The organism is uncultured Bradyrhizobium sp. (assembly GCF_936943645.1).
Taxonomy (GTDB): Bacteria; Pseudomonadota; Alphaproteobacteria; order Rhizobiales; family Xanthobacteraceae; genus Bradyrhizobium.
In genome coordinates, this window is the sequence record NZ_CAKZJO010000114.1 from 1 (window position 1) to 17,217 (window position 17,217).

Consider the following 17,217-nt stretch of genomic DNA (forward strand, 5'->3'; position numbering starts at 1 on the left):
CTACCGCGTCCACCGCACCCCGGCCCGCATCTCGTGACGATCGCGAAGCGCCCCTTTGGCAGGGCCGGGATAGGCTGCGTATGCCATAAATCCGAAATTCGGTAAAGTGGAATATTTTTGCGGCAAGGGCTTGACCGGGTGTTTTGCCCGACGCCTCGCGCATGTCCCGGACGCGCTGCAGCGCTCTTGCGCTGCTGCGCAGAGCCGGGACCCAGCGGGCGGCACGGAACGCTGCAGCATGGGTCCGGCTCTGCAGCGCACCGCACCGGACGATGCTTCGCATCGTCGGGCGCGTTGCGCTGCGTCCGGGGCACGAGAGCAGAAATCTCGCGCGCCGCCTCGCGTTACTTCAGCGGCAGGAACACTTCTGCGGTCGCCTCGTGCTCGCCGACATCAGGGAAGAAGCTCAGCCGCTGGCAGTAGATCGGGAAGTCGCGCGCCTCCTCGCCGCTGGCCGGGAGCCAGTCACGATAGAGATAGAGCGCGGCGGGCTCCAGATTGTCGGTGTACCCGACCACCCGCAGCACCGCGCAGCGTCCGCCAGGAATCTCGCCGGCCTTGATCTCTTCGCCGTTGGCCTCGATCGGCTGGTCGGTTCCGACACAGAGGTCCGTGCTGTAAGTGCTGGGCGAGGCCGGCCGCCGTTCGGACCGCCAGACATTGAAGGTCGGATTTGTCCTGGGGTGCAGGCCGGCTGCCGTGCGCCAGGCGATGAACCGCCGGATGGTGTCGCCGAGTGTTGCCGGGTCGCCCCGATGCTCCATGATCGCCACCCGCGTCGGGGGCACATCGCGGATCATCACGTCGTCAGGGGTAAAAGTCCTCATGAGCTTGCTCCTCGCATTGTCGAGAGGCCCGAAGGCCACAAGCCACGGCTCCCAGTCGGGAGCGTTGCGGAACGACGACGGCGATTGCCCGAACCGTTGCCGAAAGGCGCGGGCGAAGGCATCCGGGGCATCGTAACCGGCATCCATCGCGATATCCGTCACGCTTTGGGCGTCACTGTAGGCCAGTTGATGCGACGCGCGCTTCAGACGGGCCAACTGGACATAGCGATGCACGGACAGCCCGAAGGTCGCCGTGAACTGCCGATGGAAGTGAAATTTCGAGAAGGCCGCGACGCTGCTCAGCGTATCCAGGTCCAGATCGTCGTCCAGGTGCCGGTCGATGTGATCCAGCACCCGCTGCATCCGGGCATGGTAGTTTTGAAGCGCCGCCGTCATCATGTCGTTCTCCGTGGCAGCACCAGCTAAAGCGCAGGCGGGCATGAGGTGCTCGACTGATCTTGCGGTTTTGCCACGGGGGGCAGAACGCCGCCAAGGACTGTTTAGGGGCGCTGTGGCGGAGCAGGGCAATCCGTATGGCATTGAGGCTGGCCCGAGCGCGCGCGTGGCGGCCGCGACCATCGGCTATCTCGCGGAGGTCCACGACAAAGACGCCGAGGAGGTCGAGAGCCGGCCTGAGGAGATGAGACGAAGGGGCAGCGCACCCACCCGCCGTGTTCAGCTCAGATAGTCGGGCGTGAAATCCGCGAGCGTGCGCAGCTCGTCGGGTTGCAGCAGCTCGATCTCGCTGCCTTCCCAGGCGATCAGGCCGCGATGCCGCAGCTCCTGGATGGTGCGGTTGACGTGGACGATCGACAGGCCGCAGGCGTCGGCGACGTGCCGCTGCGTCATCGGCATCTGGAAGCAGCCCTCCTTGAGAAGGCCGACGACATCCAGTCGTGCCGCAAGCTCGCAGATGAGGTGCGCGACCTTGGGCAAGGCCGCCTGCGCACCGAGGCGGGCGATCCATTGCCGCGAGATCGCCGCATCGATCAGCGTCTCGCGCCAGAAAGCGCGGGTCAGGTGCAGGGAGCCGTCGAGCAACTGGCGGAGCTGGGCATGCGCGACGGTGCCGACGATGGCCGGTCCGAGGCCGACGAGGTCTGCATCCATCGGCGAGACCAGCAGCGTGTGCAGGCACGGCATGTCGCCGGGCACGTGGAACGCGAGGATCTGGCTGCGGTCGCCGACGATGCGGGCCTGGTAGAGGAAGCCGCTCACGACGAAGACGCAGCGCGAGGCGGCCTCGCCCCGGTGCAGCACGATCTCGCCGTCGGCCACCTGGCGCAGTGTCGAGGGCAGGGCGGAGACCTGCCGGCGTTCGTCTTCGGACAGGCCTTCGATGGCCTGGAGACGCGCGATGAACTTTGGATGCGGCATGGACCTCGCGTGCTGCCTGGCCGTCCCACGGCGTCGTTGAGGGGACGGGCTGGATGCGAACGGTCCGATCGCAAATCGAATAGCAACCTGTGCTCCCGTTTCGCGTTCTAATCCGCTGAACCCAGGCCGGACGTATCATTTGATAGAGCCGGCGCATTTTTTGGCGGTGCCATGGAGAAGGCCCACGACGTGTTGATCCGGAACCTCGGCGCGCACACCGCGCTCGACGAGGAGGATGTTGCCGAGATCCGCGCGCTCAGCTTCGCCGTGCGCGATTTCCAGCCGAACGAGGATTTCATCCGTCAGGGCGACCAGCCCGAGCACTCGGCGCTGGTCGTGTCCGGCATGGTGGCGCGCTACCACCTGCTCGGCAGCGGGCGCCGGCAATACCTTGCGTTCCATATCACCGGCGACCTGCCGGATGCGCAGGGCTTGTTCATCGACCAGATGGATCACGGATTGAGCGCATTGGGGCCGGCCACGGTCGCCTTCATCCCGCACCGCGAATTGTTCAGAGCCTTTCGGCGGCGGCCGATCTTCAGCCTGGCCGTGTGGCGCGAGACGCTGCGCGATGCCGCGATCTTTCGCGAAGCGATCACCAACAACAGCGCCCGGCCCATGGCGGAACGCATGGCGCACCTGTTCTGCGAGCTGTTCTACCGCGCCCGCGCGGCGGGCCTCGTCCGCGGCAATCGTTTCCGCATGCCGATCAGCCTGGCACAGCTCGGGGAGACGCTTGGCATGGCAATCGCGACGGTGAACCGCACGCTTGCCGAGCTCAGGCGGAGCGGCGCGATGGATCTGCGGGAGGGCGAGCTGATCGTGCTGAAATGGCGTGAGCTGCAGCGGATCGGAGATTTCAGCCCGGTCTATCTACACCTGAAACGGCAATCGTTGCGCCAGGCGTAGGATTGGAGCGTTAGCCGCCGGCAGTCGCCGCGCCCAGCACTTCGTCAAAATGCTTCTTCACCCAGTCGTTGCAGGAGCAGGCCCTGGCTTCCAGCGCCGGCGCGTCGAGGATCAGGATGGCGCCTCGGCGGGTGGCGAGGATGCGCCTGGCCTTGAACATCTGGATGACGCGGCTGGCATAGCTGCGGGAGACGCCCAGCATGCTGGCGAGCTGCTCATGGGTGAGGGGAATCTCGGCCCGGCCGATCCGTTCCTGCGTGGAGATGATCCACCTGGCGGCGCGTTGTTCGATCGAATGCGCGGCGTTGCAGGCCGCGGTCTGCAGCAACTGCGCGAACTGGCAGTCGGCGTAGCGCGAGAATACCTCCTGCAGCACGGCCGACCTCTGCTGCGCCTGCTCGAGCGAACGCCGGGGCAGCCGGACGAGGGTGCCGCCCAGCTTCACGACGATGCGCGAATAGGTCAGCGAAGGACTGCGGCCCGCGGCAACGCCCACCGCGCCCTCGCGCCCCACCAGCAGGCTCTCGACCTCGCGGTCATCCTCGACCGGCACGGCGAACGACACCAGCGTGGAACCGCAGGGAAAATGAATGGCGGTCACGGCGTCACCGGCGTGATGCAGGATCTGGCTCGCCTCGACTTCAACCGGCTGGAGGTAGGGTGCGAGCAGTTCGAAATCCTGGTGGGAGAGCTGCCGGAGCAGATCGTTGTGGGGCCGACCGGTCACAGTTTCTTCTCTTAGCTGGCCGGGAATCGGCGCCAGCCAAAATCCTACGTTTCCGCGCCGGAACCGACGGTTCCAAAGTGCACACAAGACCGCTACGACGGTAGAGAAGTTCTCGTGAGCGACTTCCGGAATTCCGCAAAATCGGGTGAGGCGAAGTGACCTGGGCGCGGCCCGGCCGCATCGATCTTGCAAATCTGTTCAGGAGTGAACATAGCGCGCTTGCGGATTGGCGTAGCGTCGTTCCGCCGGGCGCCGTACCCCGTGCGCTCTGCCCGACGGACCGCCGGCCTCAATCCGCTCGAACGCCGCCGGGCCGGCGGGCCCGAGGGGCGACGAGCATCAGCCGAAGCGCGCTTCGCGATCCCCCGTGGGACGGCGCTCGGCCGCATGGGCGCGATAGGCGTCGATCGCCTTGTTGGCCAGCATCAACTGCCGGCGTTCACCGGTCCTGAGCTGCGCTTCGATGGCGTCGAGAATGACGTTGGCGCTCTCGTCGGGCGGGCCGAGCTCGCCGCTCTGCTCCAGGCAGCTCCAGGCGATGAAGAATGCGCTTTCGACGGTGCAGCGAATGGACATGCGCTGCCAACGCGGCGGGGCCGCAGGTGTTCCGCTGCGGCGGGCGCGACTCGCGCCGGGCCCGTCGCAGCGATGCGGTCAGTTCTTCAGCACGATGCGGCCGACGACCTTGCCGGCGCGAAGCTCGTCGATCCATTTCTGGACGTCGCCCATCGGCTCCTCGCGCATCGGTGTCGGCTTGATCTTGCCGGCGCGCGCCAGCGCCATCAGCTCGTGGGCTTCCTCGAGCGTGCCGACCATGAAACCTTCGATGGTCATGCGCTTGTAGACCCACTGCACCATCGGCAGGGTGAACTGGCCGCCCATCAGGCCGGAGACCACGATCTTGCCCCCACGCGCGGCGACGGCGACCGCGAAGGCCATCGACTTCTCGTTGCCGGCGAAATCGACGATCTCGTCAAAACCACCTTCGGTCTCTTTCAGGATGCGCTTGATCACGTCGGGCTCGGACGGATCATAGGCATTGGCGGCGCCGTTCTTCAGCGCGGTGTCGCGCGCAGCCGGCGAGAGATCGGCGACCGTGATCGGCTGCTTGAACATCGCCTGCGCGAACGACAGACCCATCATGCCGACGCCGCCAAGACCAATCAGCAGGAGATTGCGCTGGCGCGGACGGTCGACCAGGCGCTTGAGCGCGCCATAGGCGGTGACGCCGGAGCACATCAGCGTCGCGGCCTGGTTGACGGGCAGCGGATCGTAGTCGAGCAGATATTTCGCGTCGGGCACCAGCACGTGGGTGGCGAAGCCGCCGTCGATGGAGACGCCGAGGAAGCGCTGCTTCACGCAAAGGTTCTCGTCGCCATTGGCGCAGTCGCGGCACTGGCCGCAGCCGATCCAGGGGAAGACGGCTTTCTTCGTGCCGACGAGACCGGCGGCGACGTCCGGGCCGACCTCGTCGACCACGCCGGCGATCTCGTGGCCGAGCGTGAAGGGCAGCGTCATGCCACGCGTGGTGTCGAGCTTCTTGCCGCCGCCGAGATCGGCATAGCCGTCCTGGATGTGCAGGTCGGAATGGCAGAGGCCGCAGCGCTCGATGCGCACCAGGACTTCGCGGCCTTGCGGCTTGGGCGTATCGACGATGGTCTCGCACAGCGGCGCATCGAACTTGACCAGGGATTGCCGACGCATCAACGCCATTTTCTTTCCTCCGGAATTTCCGTTCTCATGTTTCGGCTCGTATATCCGCCAATTCACGCGCCATGGCAACAAAGCCGGAGATGGGAATGGTCTCGGCGCGCCGCGTCGCATCGACGCCTGCGGCTGCCGCAAGTCGGGCCGGATCGACACCCAGCGATTTCAGGCTCTGCCGCAGCATCTTGCGATCGCAGGCCAGCGGCTCTGCGCGCGGCTTCAGGCGCACGACGGAGGAGGTGACCTTCGGCGGCGGCACGAAGGCGGACGGGGCAATGTCGAACAGGATCTTGGTCTCGCAGCGCCAGTTGGCGAGCACGCCGAGCCGGCCATAGGCCTCCTCGTCCTCGTGCGCGACGATGCGCTCGCCGACCTCGCGCTGAAACATCAGCACCATCAGGTCGAACCAGGGCGGCCACGGCTCGGTGGTGAGCCAGTTGATCAGGAGCTGCGTCGCGATGTTGTAGGGCAGGTTGGCGACGATCTTGCCGCGCTCGCCGGCGAGCAGCGGCCGCGGATCGAATGTCATGGCATCGCCATGCACGATCTCGAGCCGGCCGGGGTAGCGCGCGGAAATATCCTGCAAGGCGGGGATCGCGCGCTCGTCATGCTCGATGGCGATGACGCGCCGTGCGCCGAGCGCGAGCAGGGCGCGCGTCAGGCCGCCCGGGCCCGGGCCGATCTCGAGAACAGTGGAATCCTCGAGCGGTGCCGCGGAGCGCGCGATGCGGGCGGTGAGGTTGAGGTCGAGCAGGAAATTCTGGCCGAGCGATTTGCGCGCCGACAGCGCGTGCTGGCGAATGACCTCGCGCAGCGGCGGGAGGTCGTCGATCGCGCTCATTCGCTTTTTGCAGCCGCCATGCGGCTGGCAAGCTGAAGCGCCGCGATCAGGCTCGCCGGATTGGCCTTGCCGGAGCCGGCGATGTCGAAGGCGGTGCCGTGATCGGGCGAGGTGCGGATGAAGGGCAGGCCGAGCGTGACGTTGACCGCATCGTCGAAGGCGATGGTCTTGATCGGGATCAGCGCCTGATCGTGATACATGCACACCGCGCAGTTATAGGTGCGGCGCGCCGCCTCGTGGAACATGGTGTCGGCCGGCAGCGGGCCCCTGGCCTCGATGCCCTCGCCGCGCAAGGTCTTGAGCGCGGGAGCGATGACCGTCTGCTCCTCGTGACCGAGCGAGCCGTCCTCGCCGGCATGCGGATTGAGGCCGGAGATCGCGATGCGCGGCTGCGCGATTCCGAAGCGGGATTTCAGCTCGCTTGCGACGATACGCACGGTCGAGACGATCAGCTCGCTGGTGAGCTCTGCGAGCGCATCGCGCATCGAGACGTGGATGGTCACGGGCACGACGGCGAGCCGCGGCGACCACAGCATCATCACCGGCTGCGGCGCGCGGCCGTTCTCCGCGGCGAGCTCGGCGAGGAATTCGGTGTGGCCCGGATGACGGAAGCCGGCGCGGTAGAGCACGCTCTTGGCGATCGGATTGGTGACGATTGCGCCGGCACGGCCCTCGCGGACGTCACGGACAGCCTGCCGGATCGAGGCGAGCGCGGCCGGCGCGCTCGATGCGTCGGGCTTGCCGGGCTCGGCGGTCGCGCGCTCGCCGGTTTCAACGATGGGGAGCGCCTCGGTGAAAGCGGACGCGGCCTCGCCGGGGCTCACCGCGGACGTCCTGACATCGACACCGATCGATCGGGCGCGGCGGGCGATCAGCGCCTCGTTGCCGCGCAGATAGAAGGCGGGCAGGTTCAGCTCACGGCGCCTCAGCCAGGCTGCGATCGTGATGTCGGGCCCGATGCCGGCGGGCTCTCCCAGGGTCAGGGCAAGGGGGAGGGAGAGCGGCTTTGCTGCGGAAGCGGCCATCAGCGGTTGCGATATTCGATCATCGCCGCCTTGCGGATATCGTCGAGATAGGCCTTCTGGGTCTTCTCGTACTTCTCCTGATACATCTTCTCGCGGACTTCGCGCTTCTTCGGCGTGTCGATCATGGTCGGCTTGCGCGAGCACAGCACCACCATCTCGATGCCGTTCTTGGTCATCTCGGGTGCGGTCAAGTGGCCGATCGGGGTGTCGTCCAGGATCTTGCGCAGCGCCTCGGGCAGCTCTGCGGTGGTCTTGGTGACGGTGTCGCGGATGGTCGCGTTCGGCGTCGAGCGGAACAGCGAGTTGGCCTCCTCGCAGCTGCCGACGCGGGCGCGATAGTTCTCGGCTTCCTTCTTCCGCGTCTCCAGGAACGCCGCGGACGAGCCGCGCGGCACGATCAGCACGATCGGCTGCATCTTGTATTCGGTGCCCTCGATCTGGAGCTTGTCGCCGGTCTGGGCCTGCACGGCCTGTGCGACGTCGCGCTCGCCGACCTGGAGGCGCTCCTTGTAGCGGCCGCGCACGAGGCTGGTCCAGACCATCTCGGCCTTCATGCGGCCCTTCAGCGTCTCGGGGCGGACGCCCTTGGATTCGAGCGACTTGGTGAGCTGCTCCGGCGTGATGCGCATACGCTGCGCCATGCCCTCATAGGACTGGTTGATCTCGGAGACGCCGGGATCGACCCCGTACTTCTTGCCCTCCTTCATCTTCACCTTGTCGTCGATCAGCTCGTTGATGACCTCCTGCCGGCTCGGAGTCTTCTGCGTCGTCAGCTGGTCGAGCTTGGAGCGCTGCTCGATGTCGTAATCGGTGATGGGGTCGCCGTTGACCATCACGACGATGTTCTGCGCGCGCGAGGGCGAGGGCAGTCCGGTCAGAATCAGTCCGGCCACGATGGCGAGGAGGAGACGGAAGACGGGCAATGAGGTCGTCATGATTGTTGCTCGCATGTCAGCCGCGTCGAGCCTGTGATGAGGCAACGCGCCGGCAGTTCAAACCGTTCACTGGAGGCCGGCGGAGCTGCTGGTCGTCGACGAGTTCGCCAGCGTGCGCAGGCCGATCTGGAACATGAACGCGTGGCTCAGCACGGGCGGCGCAGTGCCCGCCGCATAGCTATACGAAGTTACATAGTTCGCCGCCAGCACGAAGCAATCGTCGACATAGCCGGCACCGAGCACATACTGGTTGATCTTGTTGGCCTCGAGGTCCCAGCGCGCCGAACCCGACACCACCCAGTTGGTCGCGACCTTCAGCGATCCCGAGGTCAGGATACCCTCGCGGCGGGTGAGATAGCCGAGTTCCGGCTGCGGCGCGTAATTGCCGTAGAGCACGGCGACGGACCAGCGATTGAAATTGGCGCGGCCTTCGGCCTCGAAGCGCTGCACGTTCCAGGTCTGCTCGTCCATGCGGGAGCGGACACTGAACGTGTAGGTGCTATTGGGCGAATAGCTGGCGCTCGCGACGTAATCGGACCGCGGCTTGTCGAGGCCCGAATCCAGACCCGTATTGATGGAGTCCTGGACCGCGAAGGAGTTCATGCCGAACAGCTGGTAGGACTGGCCGAACAGCACCTTGACGGCGCCGCCCTTGTCGAACTGCGTGGTGGACTGCACGCCGACATTGGCGCGGCCGCCGCCCTCGACGCGGTCGTAGCCGGAGAACTTGTCGACGCTGAACAGGTTCGAGGCGTCGAACACCATGCTCTGGGCGTCCTCGTTCGGGAGCTTGCCGGCATAGGTCTCGTTCGGCCGGATGATGATCTGCGCGATCGGCTCGACGGTGGTCGAACCCCAGGGCTGAACGTTGATGAAGGGATAGCGGTATTCGAGGCCCACCGTCGGCATCAGGCGGAACGCCTGGGTGTCGCCGACGGGAAGATAGTTCGAGACGCCCGGCTGGTTGGAGACCGAGGAGTTGATCGCATCGGCGCGCAGGCTGGCGAACGGCGTCCAGATCTGGCCGAACGGATCGGTGAACGACTTGCGCCACTGCGCTTCGGCCGAAAGGCGGGTGTAGGTGCCGGGGAAGCCGCGCAGCAGGCACTGCGACGGCGTGCGGGCCAGCGGATCGGCCGATGCCGTCGTGCACAGGCTGTTGGTGTTGGCGATCGTCGTGATCGGATCGAACACCGCCTCGTCACGCGACAGGTTGACGAAATTGGTCTTGTAGCTGAACTCGCCGCCGAAGACCGGGTAGTTGAGCACGTTGGAATAGTCGATCACCGGATAGACGATTGGCACCTGGCTCTGGTTGCCCGAATAGCTCAGCCAGTACATCGTCCGCGCGTCGAAGAAGCTGCGGTTGCCGACGCCGGTCAGGTAGAGCTGCGACAGCGCTTCCGTCGGCAGCAGCAGGAACGAGCCGAGCGGATCGCGGTACTGATAGAGGCGGTAGTCCGAGAAGAAATAGTAGTCGGACATCAGGACGCCGTCCCAACCCCAGACCCATTTGTCGTTCAGCGCGAACTGACCCTTGGTGTCGACGGCGCCGCGGAACTGCTTGTCGCCGGGCTGCCCGGAAAACGCGCCGGGATCGAGCTGGTCGATGCCATAGGCGCGGATCTGGTAGGCGCCGTCGATCAGGCGCTGCCGGAACTCGCCCTGCAGCAGCACGCCCTGCCGCGACAGGATGCGGGGGGTGATGGTGGCGTCCATGTCGGGCGCGATGGCCCAGTAGTAGGGAACCTCGACGCCATAGCCCGTGTTGTTGGTGCCGGAAATGTAGCCCGGCATCAGGAAGCCGCTCTTGCGCTTCACCGTCGGGTCGGGCGTCGAGAAATAGGGCATGTAAGCGAGCGGCACGCCGAAGAATTCGAGCTGTGCCGTCTCGAAATACAGCATCTTCTCCTGCTGGTCGTGGATGATGCGTGCACCCTTGACCTGCCACAGCGGCGGCTTCTTCGGATCGTCCTTACACGGCGCGCAGGCCGTGTAGACGCCGTTCTCGAACACCGTGTAATTGCCGCTGGACCGGTCGGCGCGGCTTGCGGCCATGCGGGTCTGGTCGGCGGTGTCCACGCGCAGCGAATCGACGAAACCGTCGCGGTAATCGTCGGAGAGATCCATGATCTCGGCGTAGGTGATCTTGCCGTCGGCATCCGTCATGCGGATGTTGCCTTCGGCGTGCAGCCGCTTGGTCTTCTGGTCGTAGATGACCCTGTCGGCCTCGACGCTGGTGCCGTTGTAGAACAGCTGGACGTTACCGACCGCGGAGACGCGCGAATTGTTGTAGTCGTAGTCGACCTCGGTCGCCTGAACCAGCATCTGGTTGTCGTTGGCGGCCTTCGGCGGCTTGGGGCGCGGCGGCAGCGGATTGTAGGTGAAGCTCTGGGCCGAGGCGGGGGCGAGTGTGGCAACGTCGATCAGCGCGCCGAGCGATGCCACGGCAGCGACAGCCATCAACAGCCTGCGAAGAGACAAGCCGCACCCGTTCGCGCGCATCACCATGCGGCGCGTCAAACGAGACACGGGTCCTCGTTGGACGGCAGTCACTAACCGTCCTCCTGGTACAACAAGGCCAAAAAGCCGGTGAGGCCGCCCACCACCACGGGCAACCACGCCGCAGCGATCGGATGCATCAACTCAGCCTTGCTCAAGTCTTCAGTCACTTTCGACAAAACGTAGAGCAGAAAGCCTGCGCCCACGCCACTCAAAACCATCTTTTGCACGCCGCCCATCCGGAAGAAGCGCAACGACACGGAGGCCGCGAGCATCACCATGGCCGCCAGCAAAAACGGCTGCGCCAGAAGCTTTTGATACTGGAGTCGGTATCCGGCTGTCGCGAAGCCCGAGCTCTCGGACGAGCGGATGTAGCTCGGTAGTTGCCAAAAGGACACAGTCTCGGGGGTGGAAAAGCTGTTGCGGACCTGCGCCTCGGTCAGCGTTGTCGGGATCTCCAGGGTGGCTTGGTCGACCGGCGGCGCGTCCAGCGAGAAGCGGCGGACCCCCTTGAACAGCCAGCGGCCGGTCTCGAGCGTCGCCTCGCGCGCCTCGACCCGTTCCTTGAAGTGCTGCTCCGGGTCGAACCGGAACAGCGTCAGCCCCGTCAGCCGGACGCCCTGCTGCTCGCTGCGCGCCGCATTGATGATGGTCTGGCCGTCGCTGGTCACCTGATTGAGCCAGAAGCCGGAGGCGTCCTGGACGCCGCCGCCGGGCGCCGAGCCGAACAGCTCGGCTTCCATGCGCTTGGAGAGCTCGCGCAGATTCGCCGACATCGGATTGTAGGCGACGGTGGCGATCACGCCGATCAGCAGCGCGCTGCCGAGCGCCGGCGAGATGAACTGCCATGCGGAGATGCCGGCGGCGCGCGCGACCACGAGCTCGAGCCGGCGGGAGAGGGCGAGATAGCAGGTCATGGCGCCGATCAGCATGCAGAACGGCGTCAGCTTCTCCAGGAGCTGCGGCACCCGGAACAGCGAGGTCTCGGCCACCATGAGTGCCGAGGCGGAAGCCAGTCCCGACGTCTTGCGCACCATCTCGATGTAATCGACCAGCACCAGCAGCAGGAAGATGCCGGCGAACACGCCGAGCGCCGCCACCACGAAGCGGCCGGCGAAATAGCGCCCGAGTGTGTTGGTGAGCATGCTCATGCGGTGGCCGGACGTCCGAACAGCCGCGCGATGCGCGCGTTCGACCTGTTGATGGCCTCCATCAGCCCGGGCGGCGGCTCGACCACGATGCCGCCGATGATCATCCACAGCCCGACGCCGATGGCGCCAAAGACCATCGCGTACTGCACCAGCACCGGGGCAGACGACTTCACGGCCATCACCGAGCAGGCAAATCCCGCCATGCGCAGGCCGAACACGGCGAGCACCGAGCCGCCGATCGAGAAGTTGCGGCTCTGGCGGGTGGTGCGCGGCGCCCCGAGAAAGGCGAAGGTCAGCACGGCGAAGGCAAAGGGATAGATCGGCGCGAGCAGGCTGTCATGCAGGGCCGAGCGGAATTGGCCGGGAATCTGCTTGTAGACGGGATCGTTCTCGGACGGCGAGAACAGCTCCCAGAGATAGCGCTCGCGGATGCCCAGGGTGACGTCGCGGCCCTGGTTGGAGAATTTCGACATGTCGAAGCCGTAGCGGCCGAAAGCCACCAGCGCCGGATCGCGCTTGCCCGCCTCGAAGCGCTGCAGATTGCCTGTCTCCAGCACCAGGAACGAGCCGGTGGCGTTCTTCACGACCTCGCCGCGTTCGGCGACGATCGAGACGCGCTCGTTGGGATCGCGGCGGTCGTCGATGAAGATGCCGGCGAGGATGCCGCCGGGCTGGCGTTCGCGAATCCGGATCGTGAGATTCTTGTCGAGCTGGGCGAAGCGGCCGGGCTGCAGGATGTTGGTCAGCACGTCCGCGGTGATCTCGGCATCCCACTGCTTGATCCGCCGCATGCCGTCGGGGGCGAGATAGGCCGCGATGAAGGCGACCAGCAGCGCCACCACGCAGGTGGCGTAGAAGAACGGATAGAACAGCCGGAACGGCGAGAAGCCGGCGGCATTCATCACGATGATCTCGGAATCGGTCGCGAGCTTGTTCAGCGTGTGCGAGATCGCGATCATCAGCGCGATCGGCGAGATGATCAGGACCAGGGCCGGCACGACGAGGCTGGTGATGCCGAGGAAGGTGAGGATGGTCTGACCCTGGCTCGTCATCAGGTCGATGCCGCGCAACGCCTGCGTAATCCAGATCACGCCGGTGAGGCTGACCAGGACCAGCGCAAACGACGCCAGCGTCGTGCGGAAGATATACCTATCGATCGACCCCATGCGCTACCGCACGAACCCCACCACGTCCCCAATGTCGGCCGGAATTCCGCTCTCCCAACCAATCCCCGATCCGGGGATCCCCAAGGTTGGCCGAACGCCTCTTCCGCCAGCTCACTCTCTCACTACCATCCCTTTGATCCGTCAACAAAATGGCTGCCCCGTGGCACCCTCAATATATGGTTAATATTTCCCTCGTTGTGGCCTTGAGGCCACGGGGGGTGCTTGGCATCTGCCGGGCCGCTGGCCCATAGTGCGCATGGCTCAGTGAATCGTCATTCAGGTGCGGCCCCGGCCGAGACCGTGGATGATAAAAAGATCAAGATTTTGAAGGAGTTACCCATGTCCGATGCCATCAAGGTCGGCTTCGTCCCGTTGTCATCGGCCGCCCGTGGCATCATGGTCGTGTTCTGTGACGACAGCCTGAAGGTCGGTCCGGCATCCGCCAAGGCCCTCGGCGGGAGTATCGAACTCGTGAAGCGCGCGGCTGCAGCCGCCGCGTTCAAAGGTAAAAGCGGGACCGTGCTGGACATCCTGGCGCCGGAGGGGGTGAAAGCCACTCGTCTGCTCGTGATCGGCGCCGGCAAGGCATCCGGCCTGAAAGCGAACGATTTCCTCAAATTCGGCGGCGTGGCGGCGGGCAAGCTCCCCGCCGGGACCGCCGCCATGACCCTGGTGGCGGAGCTGCCCACTGGCGCCATGACCAGCGAACAGGCGGCCACGATCGCCTCGGGCCTGCGCCTGCGCGCCTACAAGTTCGACCGTTACAAGACCAAGAAGAAGGACGGCGAGGAGGGCGGCTCGCGCGCCGACATCTCGCTTGCGGTCGGCGATGTCGCGGCTGCGAAGAAGGCGTTTGTCGCCGCCGGCCACGTCGTCGACGGCGTGGTCATCGCGCGCGATCTCGTCAACGAGCCGCCGAACGTGCTCTTCCCCGAGGAGTTCGCCCGCCGCGCCAGTCAGCTCCGCAAGCTCGGCGTCAAGGTCGAGGTGCTCGACGTCAAGGCGATGCAGAAGCTCGGCATGGGCGCGCTGCTCGGAGTCGGCCAGGGCTCGGCGCGGCCGAGCCGCACCGTGATCATGCGCTGGGACGGCGGCAAGAAGGGCGAGGCGCCGGTCGCCTTCGTCGGCAAGGGCGTCTGCTTCGACACCGGCGGCATCTCGATCAAGCCGGCCGGCAGCATGGAGGACATGAAGGGCGACATGGGTGGTGCGGCCTGCGTCGTCGGCCTGATGCACGCGCTGGCGGCGCGCAAGGCCAAGGCCAACGTGGTCGGCGCCATCGGTCTCGTCGAGAACATGCCCGACGGCAATGCGCAGCGGCCGGGAGACATCGTCACCTCGATGTCGGGCCAGACCATCGAGATCATCAACACCGACGCCGAAGGCCGCCTCGTGCTGGCCGACGTGCTCTGGTACGTCGCCAAGAAGGTGAAGCCGAAATTCATGGTGGACCTGGCAACGCTCACGGGCGCCATCGTGGTCGCGCTCGGCACCGAGCATGCCGGCATGTTCTCCAACAATGACGAGCTCGCCGACCGGCTGCTCGCGGCCGGCGCCGAGAGCGGGGAGAAGGTCTGGCGCATGCCGCTCGGTCCCGAATACGACAAGCTGATCGATTCCCAGTTCGCCGACATGAAGAACACCGGCGGCCGTCATGGCGGCTCGATCACCGCGGCGCAGTTCCTGCAGCGCTTCGTCGACGGCACGCCGTGGGCGCATCTGGACATCGCCGGCACCGCCATGGGCGCGCCCAAGACCGACATCAACCACAGCTGGGGCGCGGGCTACGGCGTCCGTCTCCTCGATCGCCTGGTCGCCGACCACTACGAGCGCAAGTGACCTCACGATGACCGAAGTGCTGTTCTACCATCTGCAAAACATGACGGTGGAGAACGTGTTGCCGCCGCTTCTCGAGAAATCGCTCGAGCGCGGCTGGCGCGTCGTGGTGCAGTCGACCTCGGAGGAGCGGGCCGACGCGCTCGACGCGCATTTGTGGACCTATCGCGACGATTCCTTCCTGCCGCACGCGACATGGCGCGTGAACGATGCCGCCGATCAGCCGATCGTGCTGGCGATCGAGGAGGGCAATCCCAACGGCGCCCATGTCCGCTTTCTCGTGGACAGCGCCGCCCTCCCGCAGGACGCCCAGGACTATGCGCGCATGGTGCTGCTGTTCAACGGCGACGATCCGGACGCGCTCGCGCTCGCCCGCAGCGCCTGGACGGATTGCAAGGCGCGGGGATTTGATGTCACCTATTGGCAGGCCGACGAGCGGGGGCGGTGGCAACGTCGGAATTAGCGTCCTTGGCAGTCATCCTTGGCAGTCATCCTTGGCAATTAATGATAATTTGCACTTTTCGGGCGATGCTGGCTTTTGTCACCTTCGTGCCGCAAAGTGATGTTGGGACAATCGCTTAGGGCTGGTCCTTCACGCAGGGAATTTGGTTTATCGTGCGACATCAAAAGCTTCCCGGCTCGCTCATCATTGCGTTGGTTGCCGTAGCACCGCTGGTCGCGGGCTGTTCGGGCGGGACCGATCTGCTGTCGAAGGACGCCGAATGGTTCCAGAAGCCCGGCCGTCTCTTCATCAAGAACATCTCGATCGAGTCGCCGCCGCTGACCCCGGACAAGCCGGTCGCAGCTGAGGATCTCGTCAGCGCCGACGGCGCCTGTCCCGGCATGGCGCCGCCGCCCGGTCCTGCCGATGCCAATGCATCGACGACGTCGCCCGCACCGGTGGGCGGCACGGTCGCGCTCGGCCATACCGAATGCGACGTGGTGCGCGGTATCGGCGCGCCCTCGAACGTCAATCTCTCCAACGACGCCGCGGGCCGCCGCGTCGCGGTCGTGACCTGGGCGACCGGCCCGCGCGCCGGCATCTACACCTTCACGTCGGGCCGCCTGTCCTCGATCGAAGGCAATCCCGAGCCGCAGCCGGTGCCGAGGGCGGTGAAGCCGAAGAAGAAGCACGCGTAGAGTGATTTTCCGGAGCAAGCATAACGCGACGAACGAATCGAGGTCGCCTAGGATATTGATGCCGTGCCGACCCGGCGGCGCAAGCCTGACGATGCGCAATCGATGGGACCCTCACCCGTAGTCATATCGGCGGTCAAGAATTCTGAGGCATGCCGCAATCGTCGTCCATGCAGTTGTTCCTGTTTAGTGTTCCAAGGGGCATGTCGAACGGATTTGTGGACTCATTCCACTCGATCGTTGGATCACCGGTGAGATTGTGGGCGAAGACGCAGAATTTCGTTACCCGTAAGGGAGTGTCTGGAAACACATCTCGATAGGTTGCGACACCCCACACGTACAGATGCTTGCGTCCCTCAGAGACACTTGAGAGCGTCTGCCCGTCGATATCGCTCCCAGCCGATTCTATTCTGCCGCCGGCCGCGATCATGGCTTCAGGAGCCGAAGTATCTTCGGGCACAACAAAAGGATAGTCGTCCGGCAACGCGCCATCGAGTAGTTCATACCTCCAGTAAACCTTGACTCGGCGAGCGGGCGTTTTGCCTGCATTTATCCAAACCGGGCGCAAGCGCCAGAACACAGAACCGTCCACACGGCTCCTGTGAGATATGAAGCGACACCCAGAATAGTGGACATAAGCCCGCTCCCCGGCGATCAAAGCGAGCTTCGAGACATCAGCGCTATCCCGCGCTGCTGTTGCTCCTTCTCTAGCTGCGTTTGCAGCATTAGTGGCATCCTCCATTCCTTTGCGCATAAAGCGGAGTTGCACGAAGAACAGCAGGGCCTGTCCAAGGCCAACCATGACTTGCCCGAAAGCAAAGAATCCGGAGGCGTCCTTGGTAAGCCATGTTGAGCCGGTTAGCAGAGAATCTTGACTGTTGGAATTTTGCGTTTGGCCGGACACTCGTTGTTGTTCTGCTTGAGGTCGTTGCTGGGAGGATTGTTGCTGCAAAAGTGTTTGTCCGATTGCAAACACAGCGACAGTAATGAGGCACCCCAAGACAAGCTCGTAACTCCGAAATCGGCTCATTTGGCGCCGCCGTTGAATTTCGCCTGTTCCTGAGCATGGAATTGCAA

At 65.1% G+C, this 17,217-nt stretch carries 16 protein-coding genes; 4 read left to right on the forward strand and 12 right to left on the reverse strand.

From position 1 onward, the window contains the following. Positions 1-344: 344 nt before the first annotated feature. Positions 345-1,223 carry a GyrI-like domain-containing protein gene (locus tag Q0743_RS33695; RefSeq protein ID WP_298245743.1) on the reverse strand — a complete coding sequence of 293 codons (879 nt, stop codon included), beginning with the start codon at positions 1,221-1,223 and terminating at the stop codon, positions 345-347. A 279-nt stretch (positions 1,224-1,502) separates the two neighbouring features. Further along, positions 1,503-2,204 (reverse strand): Crp/Fnr family transcriptional regulator, encoded by a 702-nt coding sequence (locus tag Q0743_RS33700; RefSeq protein ID WP_298245713.1) that lies wholly within the window; start codon positions 2,202-2,204, stop codon positions 1,503-1,505. 171 nt (positions 2,205-2,375) lie between these two features. On the opposite strand from Q0743_RS33700, the gene Q0743_RS33705 reads away from it, so the two are divergent. Continuing rightward, positions 2,376-3,113: a Crp/Fnr family transcriptional regulator gene (locus Q0743_RS33705; protein ID WP_298245714.1), complete on the forward strand. Its 738-nt coding sequence runs from the start codon at positions 2,376-2,378 to the stop codon at positions 3,111-3,113. 10 nt (positions 3,114-3,123) lie between these two features. Here Q0743_RS33705 and Q0743_RS33710 read toward each other — a convergent pair whose 3' ends face one another. The 9 genes from Q0743_RS33710 to lptF all read right to left on the reverse strand — a co-directional run bounded on the left by Q0743_RS33710 (position 3,124) and on the right by lptF (position 13,167). After that, on the reverse strand, positions 3,124-3,840 hold the full coding sequence (locus Q0743_RS33710) for a Crp/Fnr family transcriptional regulator (RefSeq protein WP_298245715.1): 717 nt from the start codon (positions 3,838-3,840) through the stop codon (positions 3,124-3,126). A gap of 339 nt (positions 3,841-4,179) precedes the next feature. Further along, on the reverse strand, positions 4,180-4,416 hold the full coding sequence (locus Q0743_RS33715) for a hypothetical protein (RefSeq protein ID WP_298245716.1): 237 nt from the start codon (positions 4,414-4,416) through the stop codon (positions 4,180-4,182). 78 nt (positions 4,417-4,494) lie between these two features. Continuing rightward, positions 4,495-5,553, reverse strand: coding sequence for an alcohol dehydrogenase (locus Q0743_RS33720; protein ID WP_298245717.1), 1,059 nt, complete (start codon positions 5,551-5,553; stop codon positions 4,495-4,497). 25 nt (positions 5,554-5,578) lie between these two features. Further along, a complete protein-coding gene (rsmA, locus tag Q0743_RS33725; RefSeq protein WP_298245718.1) occupies positions 5,579-6,388 on the reverse strand; it encodes a 16S rRNA (adenine(1518)-N(6)/adenine(1519)-N(6))-dimethyltransferase RsmA in 810 nt (269 codons plus the stop codon). After that, positions 6,385-7,413, reverse strand: a complete 1,029-nt coding sequence (gene pdxA, locus Q0743_RS33730) for a 4-hydroxythreonine-4-phosphate dehydrogenase PdxA (protein ID WP_298245719.1) — start codon at positions 7,411-7,413, stop codon at positions 6,385-6,387. Before pdxA ends, rsmA begins: the two co-directional genes overlap by 4 nt. Next, entirely contained in the window at positions 7,413-8,348 is a 936-nt protein-coding gene (locus tag Q0743_RS33735; RefSeq protein ID WP_298245720.1) for a SurA N-terminal domain-containing protein, read from the reverse strand. Before Q0743_RS33735 ends, pdxA begins: the two co-directional genes overlap by 1 nt. A 66-nt stretch (positions 8,349-8,414) precedes the next feature. Further along, the gene (locus tag Q0743_RS33740; protein WP_298245721.1) at positions 8,415-10,811 is read right to left on the reverse strand and encodes an LPS-assembly protein LptD; all 2,397 of its coding nucleotides are present in this window, start codon (positions 10,809-10,811) and stop codon (positions 8,415-8,417) included. A gap of 92 nt (positions 10,812-10,903) precedes the next feature. Continuing rightward, positions 10,904-12,001, reverse strand: a complete 1,098-nt coding sequence (lptG, locus tag Q0743_RS33745; RefSeq protein WP_298245722.1) for an LPS export ABC transporter permease LptG — start codon at positions 11,999-12,001, stop codon at positions 10,904-10,906. Further along, a complete protein-coding gene (gene lptF / locus Q0743_RS33750; RefSeq protein WP_298245723.1) occupies positions 11,998-13,167 on the reverse strand; it encodes an LPS export ABC transporter permease LptF in 1,170 nt (389 codons plus the stop codon). The genes lptG and lptF overlap by 4 nt, the downstream gene beginning before the upstream one ends. 339 nt (positions 13,168-13,506) lie before the next feature. Here lptF and Q0743_RS33755 point away from each other — a divergent pair, with 339 nt between their 5' ends. The 3 genes from Q0743_RS33755 to Q0743_RS33765 all read left to right on the forward strand — a co-directional run bounded on the left by Q0743_RS33755 (position 13,507) and on the right by Q0743_RS33765 (position 16,143). Next, positions 13,507-15,006, forward strand: a complete 1,500-nt coding sequence (locus Q0743_RS33755; protein ID WP_298245724.1) for a leucyl aminopeptidase — start codon at positions 13,507-13,509, stop codon at positions 15,004-15,006. A gap of 7 nt (positions 15,007-15,013) precedes the next feature. Further along, a complete protein-coding gene (locus Q0743_RS33760) occupies positions 15,014-15,466 on the forward strand; it encodes a DNA polymerase III subunit chi (RefSeq protein WP_142253003.1) in 453 nt (150 codons plus the stop codon). A gap of 191 nt (positions 15,467-15,657) precedes the next feature. Further along, a complete protein-coding gene (locus tag Q0743_RS33765) occupies positions 15,658-16,143 on the forward strand; it encodes a hypothetical protein (RefSeq protein ID WP_298245744.1) in 486 nt (161 codons plus the stop codon). A gap of 133 nt (positions 16,144-16,276) precedes the next feature. Here the strand turns inward: Q0743_RS33765 and Q0743_RS33770 are convergent, their stop codons facing one another. Continuing rightward, positions 16,277-17,092, reverse strand: coding sequence for a hypothetical protein (locus Q0743_RS33770; protein WP_298245725.1), 816 nt, complete (start codon positions 17,090-17,092; stop codon positions 16,277-16,279). Positions 17,093-17,217 lie beyond the last annotated feature (125 nt).

What these genes read in the sequence shown, in the direction of transcription:
- Q0743_RS33695 (WP_298245743.1), bottom strand. Translation starts at nt 1,223, where the DNA reads ATGACGGCGGCGCTTCAAAACTACCATGCCCGGATGCAGCGGGTGCTG.
- Q0743_RS33715 (WP_298245716.1), bottom strand. Translation starts at nt 4,416, where the DNA reads ATGTCCATTCGCTGCACCGTCGAAAGCGCATTCTTCATCGCCTGGAGC.
- Q0743_RS33720 (WP_298245717.1), bottom strand. Translation starts at nt 5,553, where the DNA reads ATGGCGTTGATGCGTCGGCAATCCCTGGTCAAGTTCGATGCGCCGCTG.
- rsmA (WP_298245718.1), bottom strand. Translation starts at nt 6,388, where the DNA reads ATGAGCGCGATCGACGACCTCCCGCCGCTGCGCGAGGTCATTCGCCAG.
- Q0743_RS33705 (WP_298245714.1), top strand. Translation starts at nt 2,376, where the DNA reads ATGGAGAAGGCCCACGACGTGTTGATCCGGAACCTCGGCGCGCACACC.
- Q0743_RS33755 (WP_298245724.1), top strand. Translation starts at nt 13,507, where the DNA reads ATGTCCGATGCCATCAAGGTCGGCTTCGTCCCGTTGTCATCGGCCGCC.
- lptG (WP_298245722.1), bottom strand. Translation starts at nt 12,001, where the DNA reads ATGAGCATGCTCACCAACACACTCGGGCGCTATTTCGCCGGCCGCTTC.
- Q0743_RS33760 (WP_142253003.1), top strand. Translation starts at nt 15,014, where the DNA reads ATGACCGAAGTGCTGTTCTACCATCTGCAAAACATGACGGTGGAGAAC.
- Q0743_RS33700 (WP_298245713.1), bottom strand. Translation starts at nt 2,204, where the DNA reads ATGCCGCATCCAAAGTTCATCGCGCGTCTCCAGGCCATCGAAGGCCTG.
- Q0743_RS33735 (WP_298245720.1), bottom strand. Translation starts at nt 8,348, where the DNA reads ATGACGACCTCATTGCCCGTCTTCCGTCTCCTCCTCGCCATCGTGGCC.
- Q0743_RS33740 (WP_298245721.1), bottom strand. Translation starts at nt 10,811, where the DNA reads ATGGCTGTCGCTGCCGTGGCATCGCTCGGCGCGCTGATCGACGTTGCC.
- lptF (WP_298245723.1), bottom strand. Translation starts at nt 13,167, where the DNA reads ATGGGGTCGATCGATAGGTATATCTTCCGCACGACGCTGGCGTCGTTT.
- pdxA (WP_298245719.1), bottom strand. Translation starts at nt 7,413, where the DNA reads ATGGCCGCTTCCGCAGCAAAGCCGCTCTCCCTCCCCCTTGCCCTGACC.